We start from the raw sequence: 17359 nt of genomic DNA, 5'->3' as shown, positions 1-17359 counted from the left end.
CAGGGAGATCATGTCGGAGAGGCGGAAGGACCGGCCCATCGTCCGGAAAACAGTTCTCCCAACTGTTTCCTCATCCTCCTTCTCCGGCGCGACAATGCTCCGGCAGAAGCCCGATCGTCTCCTGCCAGCCATGGCTCCGCCGCAACCGGCATCGCCCGGCTTCGTGAGACGGGAGGTTAAAAGGCATCGGAATGTTCCTCAGCCCCTTCCGGTGCCCATCCGCACTGCTTGCGGTCATCTATCAGCGGACGACGAACCCGTGCGCATAGGGGTCTCTGTCGTCGATGAAGATGGTGTTTATGCCGGTCTGCCGCGCCCATCCTCCGATGGAGGGAATGATCGCGGAACGGTTGCTGACGGAGGTTTCTGCCTCTACCCGGCCTTTGAAGATGGAACCGATGATGCTTTCATGCCAGAACTCGTCCCCCACCTTCAGTCTGCCTTTCGCGACAAGCTGCGCCATCCGCGCAGAGGTTCCTGTCCCGCAGGGGGAGCGGTCTATGGCCTTGTCGCCATAAAAGACTGCATTACGGGCATGAGCGCCTGCGACTGTTGGGGCTCCCGTCCATTGAATATGGGACAGGCCGTTGATCCGGTCGTCTGTCGGGTGAACGAAATCGTACTTCTCGTTCAGCGCGCGCCTCAACTTCTGTGAGAAGCCGATCAATTCGCCCGCGGTAAAGTCTGCCATGTCCCGGAAAGTCTTCTGCGGCTCCACGATAGCGTAGAAATTCCCGCCATAGGCGACGTCCACGATGATCTCGCCCAGGCCATCGACATGCGCCGTCAGCCCTTCTGCATGAAGGAATGAGGGGACATTGGTGAGCCGAACCTCCTCGACGAAGCGGCCTTCCTGCCGATATTCGATCTCCACCCGTCCCGCCGGCGCGTCGATGGCGAGGCGTCCCGGAGTGCGCGGCTGGATCAGCCCGTTCTCGATCCCCATGGTGATCGTACCGATGGTGCCGTGACCGCACATCGGCAAGCAACCGGAGGTTTCGATGAACAGCACCGCGACCTCGCAATCCGCCCGGGTCGGCGGATAGAGGATGGAGCCGGACATCATATCGTGCCCTCTCGGCTCGAACATCAGGCCGGTGCGGATCCAGTCGAACTCCTTGAGGAAATGCGCGCGGCGCTCCAGCATGTCCCTGCCTTCCAACCGGGGGGCGCCACCCGAGACGAGGCGTACCGGGTTGCCGCAGGTGTGGCCGTCAAGGCAGGAGAACGTGTGGTTCGTCATCGCCGGTACCTTAGAAGCGTTGGGGTGAGAAAGGGGAAAGGTCGATTGCCGGAGGCGCGCCCGTCACCATGTCGGCGACCAGCCGCGCCGTCGCGGGCGATTGGGTCAGACCGAGATGCCCATGCCCGAAGCCGTAGATTACGCGTCTGCTGGCAGACGAATGCCCGATGGCAGGCAGGCTGTCGGGAAGGGACGGACGGAAGCCCATCCACTGAACTCCTCCGCCTGTCTCCAGCGCGGGCAGGAACTCCTTGGCCTTCCGCAGCATGGCCTCCGACCGGCGGAAGTTCGGCGGAAGGCGCAGCCCGCCCAGCTCCACCGCGCCGCCGACCCTGATGCCCGTTGACAATCGTGTCACCACGAAACCATGGCCACCGAAGGTGATCTGAAGCCGCAGGTCAAAGGCATTCGCAGGGAGAGTGGTATTGTAACCCCGCTCCGTCTCCAGCGGAATCCGGTCGCCCACGCTGCGTGCGATGCGGTGCGAAAACGCGCCTGCAGCCAGAACGACCTGCCGGACCTGGAAAGTTCGGTCGGTGGCTTGCAGAACGACCGCTTTGTCAGTGGGCTGCAGGGCCAGTATCTCCGCCCGCTCGATCTGACCGCCCTCAGCCCGGAACCGCTCGGCGAGCTTCAGGGTGTAGAGCTTCGGGTCGGAGATGGAGTACCATTCCGGCGTGAAGGTGCCATGCGTGAAGCGGGGTGAAAGGCCCGGCTGAAGATCCGCCATCTCCTCCGCCGTCATATGGCGGAACGCAATCCCATGCGCCTCGCGCGCGTCCCATCCGGGGAGGGACGCCGCGAATTCCTCCTGCGATTCATAGACCTGAAGATTGCCCCGTTTCGCCAGCATCCCGGAGGTGCCGGTCCGGGCAAGGAAGGGTTCCAGTTCGGCTTTCGACAGGTCCATCAAGGCGGTCTGCGCCGTCGTGGCGGCTGCAACCCTGTCAGGTGCACAGGCCTGCCAGAAGCGCAACATCCATGGAGCAATGCGGAAAGCATAGGCGGGCGGGATACTGAGCGGCCCCAGAGGATCCATCAGCCAGCCCGGTGCCTTGCGCAGAATGCCGGGGGAGGCGAGAGGCAGGATATCGGTGAACGCAAAGGCACCCGCGTTGCCTTCGGAGGCGCCTGCCGCTGGTCCTTCGCGATCCAGAACGATGACAGACAGTCCACGTGCCTGCAAGGCGAGTGCTATGGAAAGCCCTATGACGCCCGCGCCGACAACCGCCACATCCTTTGGTGGGGGATTTGGAGGGGACAAGGAAGAGGCGTCAACCGGCATCGTATCTCATCGGCAGATCATGAATACAAATAGTATGCAAAAAGCACACCCGCAAGTCTTTCCAGTTCCACGGTCGTTGACCCGTTACCGGCCCGGCTTGTATGCATTCTACGCAATAAATAGGGGGAAGCGGCATGGCGACGACGACAGAGGATCTTCGGCAGCAGATCGACGGCATCCTGCGCGGTGCGGGATTTAATGGGTCACAGGCCAGTGCCCTGGCGCAGACCTTTGCCGCAGCCGAGCGGGACCACTGCAAATCCCACGGTATCTATCGTATCGAGGGAACGCTGTGCACGGTGAAGGCGGGAAAGGTCGACCCGCAAGCGGAGCCGCTTCTGTCTCCCGATGATGGCACCGCATTGGTCCGTGTCGATGCGCGCGGCGGGTTTGCCAATGCCGCCTTCGATCTTGGCCTGCCGGAACTGGTGACCAAGGCGAAGCGTCTCGGCATGGCAGCGATGGTCATCAACGACTGCACGCATCTTGCCGCGCTCTGGCCTGAGGTGGAGGCCGTCACTGCGCATGGTCTCGCCGCAATGGTCATGTGCCCGAGCTATGCCACCGTTGCGCCCACGGGGGGCACCACGCCGCTCCTTGGGACCAATCCTTTTGCCTTCGGCTGGCCCCGGATCGGCGCAGACCCCTATGTCTTCGACTTTGCCACATCCGTCGCCGCGCGGGGAGAGCTGGAGCTTCACCGCCGCGCCGGAAAGCCGTTGCCGGAAGGCTGGGCGCTGGATGCGGGTGGTCAACCCACCACGGATCCCGAAGCGGCGCTGGCCGGTGCGATGCTGCCCTTCGGCGGTCATAAGGGGTCTGCCATCTCAACCATGATCGAACTGCTCGCGGGGATCATGATCGGCGATCTGACCAGCCCGGAAGTCCTCGATTTTCTTGGAACCACGACTTTGGCGCCCCGGCATGGGGAATTGATCCTTGCGTTTTCGCCGGAGGTCTTCGCCAAGGGGCGTCCGGGAGATCCCTTTGCCCGCGCGGAAATCCTGCTTGATGCGATTATCGGGCAGGGCGCGCGCCTCCCCTCCCAGCGGCGGTTCCGCGCCCGTGAGGAGACAGCGGCGCAGGGTATCTCACTGACTGCGGAGGAAGAAGCGCAGCTCGCGCGTTTCGCGGCAGAGGGGCTTGCGGCGGTCTGAAACCGCCGCCGTGCGTGTCACGCCAGATAGGGTCGGACTGTCTCGGCCTGCGCCCAGTCAGCATACCATTTGTCGAACAGCGCCAGTTGCTGTTCGACCCACCCTTGCTGACTGGCCGAGAGGGCATCGGTTTCGTTGAAGTGAAGCGCGTATTCCGCGCCACCCTTCAAGACCATCATGTGCTTGAAATAAAGCACGAGGTCCGGCCCGGCATCCACCTTCGCAAGCTCATAAAGCGCCGTGTCCAGTTCCTTCGCGAGCCTGCGTGCCGCCACATCCCCCCCTGCAGCGGCGCGGCAGAGGTTGGTGAGCGTCAGGATCTCCCGCGGCAGAACGCAGCCGATCCCGGTGATGGCGCCGCTTGCACCACAGTTCACGTAGCCATGGAACACGGAGGTATCGACGCCGATCATCAGGGTTACCCCGTCATCGCGGCTGGTAATGTGCTCAGCCGCGTAGGAGAGATCCGCATCCCCCCCGAACTCCTTGAAGCCGACAAGGTTGGGGTGATCCCCCCTCAGGGCGAAGAACAGATCCGCGCGGGTGGAAAAGCCGTAATACGGGCTGTTGTAGATGACCGCCGGCAGATCCGGCGCGGCGTTGAGAATGGCCTTGAAATGGGCCTTCTGCGCGGCAATCACGGACCCGCGGGAGAGAACGCGCGGGATGACCATCAGCCCTGCCGCACCGACTTTCTGTGCATGCGCAGCAAGCGAGACAGCCGCCGTGGTATTGATCGCGCCGGTGCCGACGATGACCTTCAGTCCTGCCTTCACCAGACGCTCGACACCTTCCATCCGCTCGGCATCGCTCAGCAGCGGCCAGTCACCCATGGACCCGCAATACACCACCGCAGACATTCCCAGCGAAACCAGTTCCGTCGCTTTGCGCACAAGGGCGTCGAAGTCCGGGCTCCGGTCCGCCCGGCAGGGCGTCATCAGCGCCGGGATTGTTCCTGAGAAGATGCCGCTATTCATCTGTGATCCCCAATCTCAACGCTCACAGCGAGCCATTTTTTCGACAGTATAGTCTTTGCATTTTATTTGTCGACATAAAGCGCAGGGAGATAGGGTCGGTGTCTGCCGAAGCCAATTTCGACCGGGCCGGTGAAGTCCGGCAACAAATGGAACCATGGGACCCGCGGGCAGCAGGGCTACCCTCACGACAATCCAGGGCGACAGCCGGGCGCGTAGCGCCTGGCCGTCAGAGGAGGCAGAGCCGGTTCAGAGCCTCCTGCGGCCCCGCCGGCGGCAGTGCAGAGCCTAGCGAAGGGGCGACGAGCGCGGGAACCTGCGTGCCTTGCAGCGAGAATGACATCATCAACCGATTGAAACGACGCGCGGGCGCCGTATCGCCGATTTTCCGGGTCGGGTGCGCTATGCCCGACCATAGCAGCATCTGCATCGCCTGATTCAGCAGTCCGGGTTGGGGCACGAATTGCTCCAGCTCCGCTCCGGTTGCCGGTCCCGTCGCCAAGCGGCTGAGCAGCGGTGAGAAGATTTCCCGAGGCCCCTCGACGGCGCCAATTCGGGTGCTGAAGGTCAGGCTGCCAGACGATGGCGCGCCGGGAAGGGCCGAAAAGGTCTGCCGACGTAGCGCTTCCAGATGGTCCCCCGCCGACAGCCTCCGAGGCTTCTTCATGTACAGATCAAGCCGCAGTGCCTGATTGCGGGCGATGTCTTTCATCGTCTCGCGAAGAGGTAGGTCCGCTTCCTGCGCAATCAGATTTTGAGTCTGTGCGGGCAGAGACAGCGCATCAATATTCTCCAAGGGTGTGGCGCTGCCCACGTGCTCCAATCCCTCGGCTTCCATGGCCGCGATGACGTCGGCCACGGCGAGCGGATGAAACTCCGGGGTCAGATAGTCATGCGCGACATATGCCGGATCCTCTCGCGTCAGGCTTTCCAGTGTGCCTGTCGCATGCGGGTGGAGGGCAAAGAAACCGGCCCCGCTTTCCTGCAGCGCTTTCAGCCGGTTCAGGCCGTTCGCAATTCGCTCGGAACTCCGCGGAAGCGCCGCGAAAAGCGCGTGGAACGCTTGGAACGCCGCGCCGCCGGGAAGCGTCATGTAATGGAGAAGGAAAACCCCGCCGGGCTTCAAGCTGTGTCCCGCGAAAGCAGCGATCGCGGCGCGCGTGGAGGCGCCGACCCAGGAGTAAAGACCGTGGCAGAGCAGCACATCGACAGGATGCGGTGAAAGCTGTTCTATGTCAGCAACGTCGAAGCGAATGTTCGTGAGGCTCGCGCGAGCCGCCACATCCCTGGCGCGGGCGATATGTTCCGGGTTCAGATCCCAGCCGTGAAATGACATGTCGGGATTGGCCGCGGCCAGCGCGAGCAATCCGAAACCCGGGCCGCAGCCGATCTCTCCACAGGAAAGGCGTCCTTCGGGTGCCCTCAGCCCGAGCGCGGTAAGCACGGAGGCCAGCCACAGAGGGGCATGCTCGCGGTGAAAACGCGCGGGATACTGAAGGTCGGTCAGATAATTTGACATGGGGCAAGGTTTCCCCCGACCTGTCAGGCGGTCGGGGGATGTCAGATCAGAACGACGCGTTCATGCCGATGTAGAAGGCACGACCGGGCTCGTTGAATGTATTTGCGCCCGCTGCGTTGGCATTGCCCTCACGATAGATGCGCTTGTCGAGCAAGTTGGTGATGCCACCGTTGATCACCATGTTCTCGCGGACCTGGTATGTCACGCCGAGGTTGGCGATCGAGTAGGGGCGACGCGATTCCGTATTGGTGAGCGCGCCGCCGGTGGTCGCGCTGGCGGTGGGCGCATGGATGGTGCCGTACCAGCTGACGGAGGCCATCAGGTTCAGCTCGTCCGTCGCCTGCCAATCCACCGAGGCGTTGATCGTGTAGTCGGGAACGAGGCTGAGCGGCTGCCCGTTCGACTTGTCTTCGGACTCGATCATGTATGTCGCGTTGGTGGTGAAGTTGACCGTGTCGCTGAACGGCATGGCGAAGTTGGCTTCGAGGCCGGAGACCACGGCCTTTGGCACGTTGTCCCATTGCAGCACCCAACCGCCGGCATTGTTCGGGTTGGCGTTTGCGATCGGCACGCGGCTCGACGCGATGCGGTCCTTGTAGTTGTTGTGGAAGTAGGTGAGGCCCGCGACGACGCCCGATGCAGCATCATTATAGGCCACGCCGACTTCGGTATTGACCGAGGTTTCCGCTTTCAGATCCGGGTTGCCGACGACATAGCAGCCGACGCCGTTCTGGGCCGGAAAATCGGCCGGGCAGCCGTTGCCCATGGTGTAGTAGACATAGTTCGGGTTCAGCTGGAAGAGGTTCGGCGCCTTGAAGGCGCGGGCGACACCAGCCTTCAGCTGCCACCGGTCGTTCACATGATACGTCGCGTTCAGCGAGGGGCTGAAATTGGACCCGAAGTTGGAGTTGTAGTCCGCCCGTAGCCCAGGGGTGACGACGAACTGCTCGGACCAGTAGAAGTTGCTTTCCGCATAGATCCCATAGGTCTGCTGGTCGGTTTTCGGATCGCGTTCGCCTTGCGGATCCGTGCCGGGAATCTGCACGCCCGGGACAAGCGCCTGCCGGTTGGAAACCGGATCGTCCATGTACTCGCCGCGGAACTCTGCCCCAAGGGTCAGCACCTGATCCCGGCCAGCGATGGCGAAGGGAAGGTTCCATTCGGACTTCGCAGTAATGTTGTCGAGCGTGATCGTGCCGGTTTCCCCGGTGTTGATCGCCCCTTCGGAACTCCCTGCGAGACCTTCGAGGTTGCGGTTGTTGCGGGTATTCTCCCACTGCAGGTAGCTGAAGGAATCGCCGAAATCGAAAGCGCCGGTATGCGACACCGAGAGGGTACGGCGATACAGGCGGTTGGTTTCGGCCCCCGAGTTCGCCAGCTCCTCAAGAATGTCGTTGACCCCGGCAAGCTGCCGGTCGCCGTTGAAGATGTTGCCCTGGCGCGAGAAGTTGAATTCAAAGTCGAGCTTCTGATCAGGCGTCACGTCCCAGCTGAGCAGCGCGCCGACATCCTTGTTGACGACGCCTTCGCGTCCGGCGGGCGGTACCTGCGCCGGATTGACATTGGCGTCGGCGTTGATGTCGGGATCGTCTGCCTTGGTCTTGTTGTAGTTTCCGTAGACGCGGAAGGAGAGCACGTCGTTGATCGGACCGCCGAGCATCAGGTTGCCGCGCTGGGTGCCTCCCTCACGCGAGTCCTCCGGAAAGCCGAAGCGCAAACCGATCGTGCCCATCATCGCTTCCGGGCGTTTGGTGATGATGTTCACCACGCCACCGGAGGCACCCGAGCCGTAGCGCGCGGCTGCCGGGCCGCGAAGCACCTCGATCCGTTCGACCATCTCGGCCGGAACCCAGTTGCTGTCGCCCCGCGTGTCGCGTTCGCCCGCACGTCCCATGCGGACAGCGTTCCGCGAGAGAACGGGTTTTCCGTCGATGAGGATAAGGGTGTTTTCCGGCCCCATGCCGCGAATGTCGATCTGGCGCTGGTTGCCGCGCTGGCCGGAGGCAGACGTGCCGGTCAGGTTGACGCCCGGCATCCTGCGGATGATCTCCGACAGGTCATTTGCCGGGGGCTGGCGCTGCAGGTCGGTGGAGGTGATCGTCGAGACGCCGGGGGCCTGCTTGAGCTGCTTCTCTGCCGAGAGGACAACCGTTTCCAGAACGGTCACTTCCGCCTGATTGTCTTCAGGCTGGAAGACCTCCTCCTGCGCAAGCGCGCTGAAGGGGAAATGGGCAAGACCGAGGCAAAGCGCGGTCGAGGATGTAAGGCGCAATGGGACAGGCATGAGAGCTCCGCAATGGGGGGATGCGAATTGCCTTGCGGACATGATGCTGGCTAGCAAATTCGTCTTGAGATGCCGGGTACGAATGACGAGAGAAAACGTCAAGAATTCGTGACAGGCCTTTCGCATCACCTGATGCAGAATTGACACGGCTGCTGTGTGGATGCGCGCATTTGTCGCGGTCAAGGGGCTTTCATAGATGCGGCCGGACTACCTGCGATGCTCCCAACGCCGTCATATGAAGGTACTCTTGCCTCGCGGCGGAGATGCACCGCGCATGTCGCCCCATCGCTGCCATTGGCCAGCGGTTGTTCCAGGCCTTTCTGCAGTATCTATATCCGCTGCGCTGGCTGAATTGGCTGTCCCGTTCGTATTCTGCGGATGGGCCGGCGTGAGTAAAAGCTGCCCTCGGCGGGCGCAAAGTCGTGGCTCCTGACAGACGCGCAGGTCTGGCCCTCACCGGTGAGCCTGCATTCCTCAGCCAGAACGGGCGCGAAGCGATGGATGGCGAATGCAAGCCCGGGCGGGCTTGCCCCCGCGAAACGGGTTATTCCGCAGCCTATGTCACTGGTTCTGCTGCTAAGGGTTTAACGGCAACCCATGTGGCCTCATGACTGGAAAATCCGGCATCCGCCAGAGGCGGCGCGTCTCTTCGCTGCCGACCCCATTGCGGCAGCCGGCCGAGTCACCGCCTAGACCCCCGCTGACCAGACCGGCCGTGCGGCGCCGTTCTCATCCAGGGCAACGAAGGTGAAGATTGCCTCCGTCACCTTCTCGGTCAGGTCGCTTTCCCTTTGGCGGCGCCATGCCTCCACATGGATGCGCATGGATGTGCGCCCCACATGCTGTACCTCGGCAAAAAGCGAAACCTCGTCCCCGACCTTGACGGGGCGGTGAAACTTCATTCCCTCCACGGCGATGGTGGCGCTTCGTCCGCGGGCTGTGAGGGCAGCGACCGATCCCGCGGCAAGGTCCATCTGGCTCATCAGCCACCCGCCGAAGATGTCGCCCGCCGGATTGGTGTCAGCGGGCATGGCGATAGTGCGGATCGTCGGCTGATCTTTCGGCGGCGTATCTGGCATAGGCGGATCGACCTTGGCTGGAGAAGATGGTCGATCTTGCCCGTTCAGCACGGCGCGGGAAAGACCGCTTTCGGCAAAGCGTGTCCGGGATGCCGCAGAGACGGGATATCAGTGGAAACGTATGATCCGCGGGCGGATGAACTTTCCCAACGCGGCATGCAAGGAGCAAGGCCTATCGCGGTTGTTCTGCCGACCCATTTCCGGTCAGGGTATCGGGGCGATCTGGCGACGGCAGGGTTCTGTCTCAGCGTGGCAGCCGGCCGCGCGCCGCAGCCATTCGGGGTCGGGTGCGGCTGTCCGTCATCCGGCGGACAGCTCTCATTTCGCTCCCGATGGCGGCCCTTCCCCCTGGCGCCGTGCCATCTACGACCGAAACCGGCTGTCGGCGACGGACAGCAGCGACAATCCTGCGCGGATGGATCGCCCGCGCGAGATCACGTCGTCGATCAGCGCCACGCGGCGGCCTTGCAGAAGGGGCAGTATCCGCGGGTCCATGTGGAGCCGCTTCACCTGCTCCGGAGGAGAGCGGGACCGATAGCGCTTCCGCGTACCAGGCAATCCGGGGATTGGCACAGCGGTACTGCCACCCTGTACCGGGGCGGGAGCGGCCGATCTGTCAGCACCATCTCCCCTGCGGGTTCCTTTCCAGCAGTGGTGTAGTGAAGCAGCCGCGCACGAGGGAACTCCACCCCTCCGCGCTGGCCTGGTCGCGCCAGCGGTCCGACTGAAGCATCGCAGCGCCGAGCACGACCGGCCGAATGCCGAGCGCCTCCAGCAGCGACAGCCCTGCGCGGATGGATCGCCCGCTCGAGATCACGTCGTCGATCAGCGCCACGCGGCGGCCTTGCAGAAGGGGCAGCATCCGCGGGTCCATGTAAAGCCGCTTCACCTGATCCGGCGTCGTCACGGAGGAGAGCGGTACCGATAGCGCTTCCGCGTACCAGAACTTGCGCGACGTGCCGAGCGGTACGTAACGGGTGTGGCCCAGCTTCCGCGCCACCTCCGCTGCAAGCGTCAGCCCCAGCGTCGGCAGGCCCACCACCACGTCCGGCTCGAAGTCTGCCAGATGCGCCGCCAGATCGGTGGCGAGCGCATCCAGCACGGCAAAGCTCGCCTGGTTGATGATCAGCGATGCCAGCCCGTGCCGCCCGTCAGGCAGTGGCCTTATCGGCAGGCGGAGCCGCCGTCCATCGGCCAGCGTTGCCGTGTAGTACGTATCGCCCGGCAGGGATGCGGACGCATCGGGCGGCAATATCTCCTGCCAGAAGTCATGCGGTTCCATGGTCATCCGCCGCAAGCTCGCGCTCCACCAGCCGTGTCCAGAACCGAACACCGGGACCGATCGCCTCATCATTGAAATCATACCCGCCGTTGTGGTGGATGGCGCCTTCCACGGCGGGGCCGTTGCCAAGCCAGACATAGCAACCGGGTCTGTCCTGCGCGAGGGCCGCGAAATCATCACCGGCGGTGGAGGGCGGAAACGAGGTTCGCACCTTTCCGAAAACATCCCGCGCCGCGCCGAGCGCACGGGATGTCGCATCGGGATGGTTCACCACCGGGGGGATGCGGCGGGTATAGCGGTAGTCGGCACTAAGGCCGAACGTCGTGGCAGTGCCGTTCGCCAGCCGCCCGATTTCCGCTTCCAGCTGATCGCGCACCTCGGCGGAATAGGCGCGCGCGGTCCCCCCGATCTCCACCGTCTCCGGGATCACGTTGAGCACGTCTGCCTGCCCCGCCTGCACCGAGCAGGCACTGACCACCGCCGGTTGCAGCGGATCGACCACCCGTCCCACGATGGTCTGCAAGGCGACGAGGAAGCTGCCTGTTGCCGTCACGGGGTCGCGGCCCAGATGCGGCTTCGCCCCGTGCGTACCGATCCCGCGGAAGGTCACGCGCCAGCTGTCGGAAGAAGCAAGCTGCGGCCCCTCCACCACCGCGATCTCATCCACGTCGAGACCGGGCATGTTGTGAAGCCCGTAAACCGCATCACAGGGGAAGAGGTCAAAAAGCCCTTCCGAAACCATGCGATCGGCGCCTCCGCGCCCCTCCTCCGCCGGCTGAAAGATAAAATGCACGGTCCCGGAGAAGCCCCTCCGCCGCGCCAGTTCCCGCGCTGCGCCAAGAAGCAGCGTGGTATGCCCGTCATGACCGCAGGCATGCATCTTACCGGGGACGGTGGATCGGTGCGGGCGGTCAACCAATTCCGGCATCGCCAGCGCATCCATATCCGCCCGCAGCCCGATCTGCCGTGTCCCGTTGCCGATCTGCAGCGTGCCGACGACCCCGGTGCCGCCAAGGCCGCGGTGCACGGAAAGTCCTGCCTCTTCCAGAAGCCTGGCGACGATATCGGAGGTTCGGTACTCCTCGAAGCCAAGCTCCGGGTGGGCGTGCAGATCGCGGCGGAGGGCCGTCAGGAAGGGGAGGTCTGCTTCTATCGTGTCGCTCATGGTCATGCCCCGGAAAGAATGGCGAGGATGGGCGACGACAGAACGCGCCCACGCGCGATATCGGCGATCCCGAGATCGGTTTGATGCGGGCCGAGATTGCAGGCGAGCGTCGCGCCGAAGCAGGCCTTGAAGATCAGGTAGGGGGGCTGCCAGTCGACGATACGATCCATCGCCTCGCGGAGCGCCGCAAAATCAGCCGCCACCTTTGCCAGACTGGCGGGGGAAACGAGGCCCGAGACAGGGAGGGGGAGAACCGCCAATACCTCTCCACCTGCGGCGGCCGCCATGCCGCCCCCTGCCGCGATGACGGCATTCGCGGCTATGGCCATGTCCTCCGGGTTGCCGCCAAAAACGGTGAGGTTGTGGCTGTCATGGGAGACGGTGGTGGCAAAGGCGCCCCTCCACGCCCCCCAGTCCCGCAGGAAGCCTAAGCGCGGAGTGGTGTCGCCCAACCCGTGGCGATGCACGACGGCGATGAGCGTGGAACCGGTTGGCGGGACGACAACGCCTCCTTCCACGGTTGTTTCCGCCTCTCCCCAACGGGTGAAGCGCGGCCTGTCGATGGTGGCGACACGGACACGGCGGCCTGTGGAGCGGATGCGGAAGTCATCGGCTGTCAGCGCTGCGAGCCGGGTGGAGTGGAGGAAGTCCCCTGCCTCTGCCGCGACGGAGGGGCGCAGCACCACTCCGTCCCGCGCGACGATCCTGCCGTTTGCAACGACGTGACTTGCAGCGAACGACCGCAGGTCGGAGAAGATCACGAGATCGGCGCGGCGACCCGCCGCGATCAACCCCAGATCTTCCCGCCCGAGCTTCCGCGCGCCGTTCAGAGTTGCCGCCTGCAACGCCCATTCCGGGGGCAGTCCGTAGCCCACCAGCCGGCGGACCACATCGGTCAGCCCGCCGCCCTGCAGCAGATCGTCGGGAAAGACGTCATCGGTGCAGAGCGACAGTGTCTGCGGCAGATGCCCGAGCCGGTTCAGCTCCGCCACGAATTCGGGCAGGAGATGGTCATGCGAGCCGCGGAGTTCGATGAACAGTCCGGCGCGAAGCTTCTCCATCAGGTCGGGGCCGGAGGTCAGCTCATGGTCCGAGCCTACGCCTGCGGCCATGAAGGCCTGCAGCGTCGCCCCGGTCAGTCCGCGGGCATGGCCGCAGACCGGCTTCCCCGCAGCAAGGCCGGCCTGCACGATGCTGCTCATCCGCGGTTCGCCAGCGATGACGTCGCGCATGTTCATCACTTCCGCCACGCCGCCGATGTCTGAGCGGTCGAGCAGTCCGGAGACCGTCGCCGCGTCGAAATCGGCGCCCGCGCGCTCCTGCCCCGGTGCGGAGGGGACGCAGGAGGGCGCGAGCACGACGAACCGCAGCGGCAGATCCTCCGTTGCCCGGATTGCGTAATCGACCCCTGGGATGCCGTGCACATTGGCGAATTCATGGGGATCCCAGACGACGGTTGTCACCCCGTTGGCAAGGACCGCATCGCAGTATGTCGCTGGCGTCACCATTGAGCTTTCGACATGCATATGCGTGTCGATGAGTCCGGGAGAGAGGATCGCACCGGCCACGTCCAGCACATCGCGCCCGTCGCTGCGGGTGCCCGGTGCATGGACGGACGCGATCAGCGGGCCGACGATGCCGATATCCGCAGGCCGGCGCTCCCCCGTCACCATGTCGATCAGGGTGCCGCCCCGGATCAGCAGGTCGAAAGGCTGATCGCCCCGCGCTGCGGCTGTGGCGCGAAGGCGAAGGTCTCCGTTGGCAAGGTCCAATGGCTGTCTCACTTTCCGGCCTCCCAATGCAGCGCGGCGAGGACTGTGTCACGGACCTGCTGCACATCGCAGTCAGCGGCGTAACGGGCGTTGAAGAGGCCGTGGCTCGCCCGCGTTTCCACGACGGTGCGGCCGCGCGTCAGCTGCCCGCCGCATTCGACGTCTATCCGGGCCGGCTGGAACGTTATCAGATCGGGCCGGACGAAGACGACTGCCGCCGCCGGATCGTAGAGCGCCATGGCAGGGCGCGCCCGTGACAGGGCGATATCGACGAAGCCGCCGAAAAGGTCACCAAGAAGCTGCGCATTGACGCCCTTCGCCCTGCGCAGAGTCTCCACATCCACCGGCGTCGCAAGGATCTGGCGGCAGAAATCCAGATCGACCATGGTGAGCGGCAGGCCCTGGGCGAGCACGATGGCCGCGGCCTCCGGGTCTGCAAAGGCGTTGAACTCCGCCGAGGCGGTGTGATTGCCGCGGGTCAGGCCGCCGCCCATCCACACGAGTTCGTCGATGCGGGAGGCGAGGTCGGGCCGCGCCAGTGCGAGAGATGCCAGATTGCCGAGCGGTCCGAGGGCAAGAATGCGGTGCGGTCCCTCCCGCTCCAGCCAGTGACAGAGCGCGGCGAATGCATCGCTCACCGGCAGAGGCTGCGCCTCGGGGAGGGTGCGACCGCGCGTCGGGATGCCGGTTTCCCCAAGGATCGTCTGTGCCGTCTCCAGCCGACCCATCACGGGCAGGGCGCGCCCCACATGGATCGGAAAGCGCCAGCCGAACGCCGCGGCCGCTCCGGCGGCATTTCGGCATACCTGCGCGAGCGCCGCATTGCCGAAGGTGAGCGACATGCCGTCGATCTCCAGCCCCGCATTCTGCAAGACCAGCACCGCCGCGATGTCATCAAAGCCCATGTCGGTGTCGACCCACACGCCCATGGTGCTAACCGAAACGATGGAGCGGGGCAGCGGCGTCCAGCGGCAGATCGAAGCGCACGGGATCGCCCAGCTGAAGCGCCGGTTTGCCGGCATCCACCTCCGTCTTGATCGGGCCAAGCGGGGTGTCCAACACATATTCACGGGTGCTGCCGGCAAAGGACGTACCACGCACCGTACCTGAATAGGGACCGATGCCGAGCGGCACCGCATCGGGGCGCCATGCAAGGCCCGCCGCCCCCGCCACTCCGACAGGCGGCGAGATATCGCTGGCTTGCGTGATCATCCTGCCGTCCTTCACCGCGAAGATATTCTCGAATCCCACGAAATCGGCGACGAAGCTGGAGGCGGGGCGGTTGTAGATGTCCTCCGGCGTGCCGATCTGCTCGATTGCGCCGTCGCGCATGACGACGATCCGGTCAGCCAGCGCCAGCGCCTCCACCTGATCATGCGTGACGAAGATCATCGTTACGCCGCTTGCTTTCTGCACCCGCTGCAACTCGTTGCGCATTTCCAGCCGGAGGCGAGCGTCGAGGTTGGAAAGCGGCTCATCCAGCATCAACACCTTCGGTTCCATCACCATGGAGCGGGCGAGCGCCACGCGCTGCTGCTGACCCCCCGACAGGTCTGGCGTCTTGCGACCGGCGAAGCGGTCCAGGCCGACGGATCTGATGGCTCCTGTAACGCGCGTGTCCAGATCGCTTCCCGAGACGCCCTTCAGCCGCAGCCCGAAGGCCACGTTCTCATAGACCGTCAGATGAGGAAACAGGGCGTAGGACTGAAAGACCAGCCCGACTTCCCGCTTGTTGGCAGGCGTATGGGTGATGTCGCGCCCATCCAGGCGGATGTGGCCCGATTTGACCGGCATGAGGCCGGCGATCGCCCGCATCGTGGTGGTCTTGCCGCAGCCCGAAGGCCCCAGCAGCGCAATCAATTCCCCCCGCCGAATGTGGAGATCCAGCCCGCTGACGGCAGGGGTCTTGCCATAGGCCAGCGTGAGCTTGTCGAGAACAAGGAAGGACGCATCAGACATAGCGCGAGAACCCCAGGAAACGTTCGGCAGCAAAAACGATGCCGATGGACAGGAAGGCGAGAAGGGAGGACAGGGCCGCGATGGAGGGATCGAACACGATCTCCATGTAACCCAGCATGTCCACCGGCAGCGTGCGCACCCCCGGCCCGGACAGGAACAGCGATACCGGCACCTGATTGAAGCTGGTGACGAAACCCAGGATGAAGGCGGACAGGATCCCGCCGCGGATATTGGGGAGAACCACGCGGAAGAAGGCGCCGATCCGCGATGACCCGAGCAGGACGGCCGCCTCCTCCATGTCCGAACGCAGGTTCGCGAGGCTGGCGGACACGACGCGCACTGCATAGGGCAGCACCAGCGCGGTATGCGCCACGAACAGCGCCAGTGTGATCGGAATACCGACAGGGATCACGAAGTAGCGCAGCAGTGCCAGACCAACGATGATGCCCGGAACGATGATCGGCAAGGATACCATGAACCGCACCGTCTCTGCCCCGGGCAGCCGGTACCGCGACATCGCATAGGCCGCCGGAATGCCGAGGAGCAGGGCCACGAAAGTGCCCCCCACGGCGAGGAACATCGACATGGCAAAGCTCTGGCGGAAGCTTTCCACCGTGAAGACCTTGGCAATCCACTTGAAGGAAAAGCCCTGGGGCGGGAATGCCAGCGTGTCGCCCGCCGAAAACGATGCCGCGACGATGATGAAGAACGGGCCGATCATGAACGTCATGACCAGAAGCAGGATGAGCGGTGCAAGCGCCTTGCGGATCATTTGCCACTCCTTGCCGAAGCGATGCGGCGCAGCAGGATGTTTGCGGCGAAACTCATCACGATCAGGATGAAGGCGATGACACTTGCAGCGACGAAGTTGTTGGCGACCGTGACCTGCTGATAGAGCAGCGTCTCCAGCATCAGCACCTTGGAACCGCCGAGGATCGCGGGGGTGATATAGGCGGTGAGGGAACCTGTGAAGACCAGTGTGCCGCCGATGATCAACCCCTCTCGCGTCAGCGGCAGGATGATCTTCCAGAACACCTGAAGCCAGCTGGCGCCCAGAACGCGCGCAGCAGGCACCACGTCGCGGGGCAGGTTCTCCAGCGCACTGATGAGAGAGATGATCATCAACGGCAGGAAGAGCTGCAAAAGGCCGATGAACACTGCCGTTTCGGTGAACAGGAACCGTATTGGCTCATCTGTGAGTCCGAACAGCTGAAGCGCCTGATTGACGATGCCGGTGCGGCCCAGAATGACGATCCAGGCATAGGTCCGCGCGACGGGCGAAATCATGAGTGGCAGGATGACCAGCCCGATCATCCGCCCCTTGGCCCCCGGCGGCAGCGAGACGATGGCATAGGCGGTAACGTAGCCGATCACCGCCGCCACAGCAGTCACCATCAGCCCGAGCCGCAGGGTGCGCAGGAAGATCGTCCTGTTCAGAGGCTGGGAGAAGAAATCCACATAAGCCGAAAACGTCCACTGGCCGGAGGAGCGGAAACCTTCGGACAGCAGCAGGACGACCGGGATCATGAAGACGATAGCCGCGAAAAGCGCTGCCGGGAGGGCGAGCGCCAGCGCTTCTGCCCGGTTCTGGAACATGGGGATGGCCCTTTGCTAGGGGGAGGATCGGCCGGGGGAGAGGC

General features: G+C 64.0%; 16 protein-coding genes. 2 read left to right on the top strand and 14 right to left on the bottom strand.

Translation table 11 applies throughout. The features are described from left to right. On the top strand, window positions 1–180 hold a 180-nt coding region (locus tag CN97_RS21110), incomplete at its 5' end, for a hypothetical protein (RefSeq protein ID WP_211253671.1). A gap of 61 nt (window positions 181–241) precedes the next feature. Here the strand turns inward: CN97_RS21110 and CN97_RS09725 are convergent. Continuing rightward, complete coding sequence (locus CN97_RS09725; RefSeq protein ID WP_035710539.1) at window positions 242–1243, bottom strand: 4-hydroxyproline epimerase; 1002 nt, start codon at window positions 1241–1243, stop codon at window positions 242–244. 10 nt (window positions 1244–1253) lie between these two features. Further along, window positions 1254–2528, bottom strand: a complete 1275-nt coding sequence (locus CN97_RS09720; RefSeq protein WP_051911117.1) for an NAD(P)/FAD-dependent oxidoreductase — start codon at window positions 2526–2528, stop codon at window positions 1254–1256. A gap of 134 nt (window positions 2529–2662) precedes the next feature. Here CN97_RS09720 and CN97_RS09715 point away from each other — a divergent pair, with 134 nt between their 5' ends. Next, window positions 2663–3685: an Ldh family oxidoreductase gene (locus CN97_RS09715; protein WP_035710537.1), complete on the top strand. Its 1023-nt coding sequence runs from the start codon at window positions 2663–2665 to the stop codon at window positions 3683–3685. A gap of 17 nt (window positions 3686–3702) precedes the next feature. Here the strand turns inward: CN97_RS09715 and CN97_RS09710 are convergent, their stop codons facing one another. The 12 genes from CN97_RS09710 to CN97_RS09660 form a co-directional block, all read right to left on the bottom strand. Continuing rightward, on the bottom strand, window positions 3703–4662 hold the full coding sequence (locus tag CN97_RS09710) for a dihydrodipicolinate synthase family protein (RefSeq protein ID WP_035710534.1): 960 nt from the start codon (window positions 4660–4662) through the stop codon (window positions 3703–3705). A gap of 226 nt (window positions 4663–4888) precedes the next feature. After that, a complete protein-coding gene (locus CN97_RS09705; RefSeq protein ID WP_051911116.1) occupies window positions 4889–6178 on the bottom strand; it encodes a class I SAM-dependent methyltransferase in 1290 nt (429 codons plus the stop codon). Window positions 6179–6224: 46 nt separating this feature from the next. After that, window positions 6225–8462: a FepA family TonB-dependent siderophore receptor gene (locus CN97_RS09700; protein WP_035710530.1), complete on the bottom strand. Its 2238-nt coding sequence runs from the start codon at window positions 8460–8462 to the stop codon at window positions 6225–6227. Between the two features lie 689 nt (window positions 8463–9151). Next, window positions 9152–9541, bottom strand: a complete 390-nt coding sequence (locus CN97_RS09695) for an acyl-CoA thioesterase (protein WP_035710528.1) — start codon at window positions 9539–9541, stop codon at window positions 9152–9154. 363 nt (window positions 9542–9904) lie between these two features. After that, the gene (locus CN97_RS20215; RefSeq protein WP_211253670.1) at window positions 9905–10051 is read right to left on the bottom strand and encodes a hypothetical protein; all 147 of its coding nucleotides are present in this window, start codon (window positions 10049–10051) and stop codon (window positions 9905–9907) included. A 106-nt stretch (window positions 10052–10157) separates the two neighbouring features. Further along, window positions 10158–10823 (bottom strand): phosphoribosyltransferase, encoded by a 666-nt coding sequence (locus CN97_RS09690; protein WP_211253669.1) that lies wholly within the window; start codon window positions 10821–10823, stop codon window positions 10158–10160. Continuing rightward, the gene (locus CN97_RS09685) at window positions 10810–11988 is read right to left on the bottom strand and encodes a M20 aminoacylase family protein (RefSeq protein ID WP_211253668.1); all 1179 of its coding nucleotides are present in this window, start codon (window positions 11986–11988) and stop codon (window positions 10810–10812) included. Before CN97_RS09685 ends, CN97_RS09690 begins: the two co-directional genes overlap by 14 nt. 2 nt (window positions 11989–11990) lie before the next feature. Then, complete coding sequence (locus tag CN97_RS09680) at window positions 11991–13772, bottom strand: adenine deaminase (protein ID WP_211253667.1); 1782 nt, start codon at window positions 13770–13772, stop codon at window positions 11991–11993. Then, on the bottom strand, window positions 13769–14689 hold the full coding sequence (locus tag CN97_RS09675) for a nucleoside hydrolase (RefSeq protein WP_035710520.1): 921 nt from the start codon (window positions 14687–14689) through the stop codon (window positions 13769–13771). Before CN97_RS09675 ends, CN97_RS09680 begins: the two co-directional genes overlap by 4 nt. A gap of 4 nt (window positions 14690–14693) precedes the next feature. After that, the gene (locus CN97_RS09670; protein WP_035710518.1) at window positions 14694–15719 is read right to left on the bottom strand and encodes an ABC transporter ATP-binding protein; all 1026 of its coding nucleotides are present in this window, start codon (window positions 15717–15719) and stop codon (window positions 14694–14696) included. After that, window positions 15712–16491, bottom strand: coding sequence for an ABC transporter permease (locus CN97_RS09665; RefSeq protein ID WP_035710516.1), 780 nt, complete (start codon window positions 16489–16491; stop codon window positions 15712–15714). Before CN97_RS09665 ends, CN97_RS09670 begins: the two co-directional genes overlap by 8 nt. Continuing rightward, window positions 16488–17315, bottom strand: a complete 828-nt coding sequence (locus CN97_RS09660; RefSeq protein WP_035710514.1) for an ABC transporter permease — start codon at window positions 17313–17315, stop codon at window positions 16488–16490. The genes CN97_RS09665 and CN97_RS09660 overlap by 4 nt, the downstream gene beginning before the upstream one ends. Window positions 17316–17359 lie beyond the last annotated feature (44 nt).

It is taken from the genome of Haematobacter massiliensis (assembly GCF_000740795.1).
GTDB classification, from domain to species: Bacteria; Pseudomonadota; Alphaproteobacteria; order Rhodobacterales; family Rhodobacteraceae; genus Haematobacter; species Haematobacter massiliensis.
This window is presented reverse-complemented; position numbering and strand designations above follow the sequence as displayed.

Excerpts from the sequence above, each read along its gene's own strand:
- CN97_RS09675 (WP_035710520.1), bottom strand. The coding sequence starts at position 14,689 with ATGGGCGTGTGGGTCGACACCGACATGGGCTTTGATGACATCGCGGCG.
- CN97_RS09685 (WP_211253668.1), bottom strand. The coding sequence starts at position 11,988 with ATGAGCGACACGATAGAAGCAGACCTCCCCTTCCTGACGGCCCTCCGC.
- CN97_RS09720 (WP_051911117.1), bottom strand. The coding sequence starts at position 2,528 with ATGCCGGTTGACGCCTCTTCCTTGTCCCCTCCAAATCCCCCACCAAAG.
- CN97_RS09690 (WP_211253669.1), bottom strand. The coding sequence starts at position 10,823 with ATGGAACCGCATGACTTCTGGCAGGAGATATTGCCGCCCGATGCGTCC.
- CN97_RS09725 (WP_035710539.1), bottom strand. The coding sequence starts at position 1,243 with ATGACGAACCACACGTTCTCCTGCCTTGACGGCCACACCTGCGGCAAC.
- CN97_RS09715 (WP_035710537.1), top strand. The coding sequence starts at position 2,663 with ATGGCGACGACGACAGAGGATCTTCGGCAGCAGATCGACGGCATCCTG.
- CN97_RS09710 (WP_035710534.1), bottom strand. The coding sequence starts at position 4,662 with ATGAATAGCGGCATCTTCTCAGGAACAATCCCGGCGCTGATGACGCCC.
- CN97_RS09665 (WP_035710516.1), bottom strand. The coding sequence starts at position 16,491 with ATGATCCGCAAGGCGCTTGCACCGCTCATCCTGCTTCTGGTCATGACG.
- CN97_RS09705 (WP_051911116.1), bottom strand. The coding sequence starts at position 6,178 with ATGTCAAATTATCTGACCGACCTTCAGTATCCCGCGCGTTTTCACCGC.
- CN97_RS09695 (WP_035710528.1), bottom strand. The coding sequence starts at position 9,541 with ATGCCAGATACGCCGCCGAAAGATCAGCCGACGATCCGCACTATCGCC.
- CN97_RS09670 (WP_035710518.1), bottom strand. The coding sequence starts at position 15,719 with ATGTCTGATGCGTCCTTCCTTGTTCTCGACAAGCTCACGCTGGCCTAT.
- CN97_RS09660 (WP_035710514.1), bottom strand. The coding sequence starts at position 17,315 with ATGTTCCAGAACCGGGCAGAAGCGCTGGCGCTCGCCCTCCCGGCAGCG.
- CN97_RS09700 (WP_035710530.1), bottom strand. The coding sequence starts at position 8,462 with ATGCCTGTCCCATTGCGCCTTACATCCTCGACCGCGCTTTGCCTCGGT.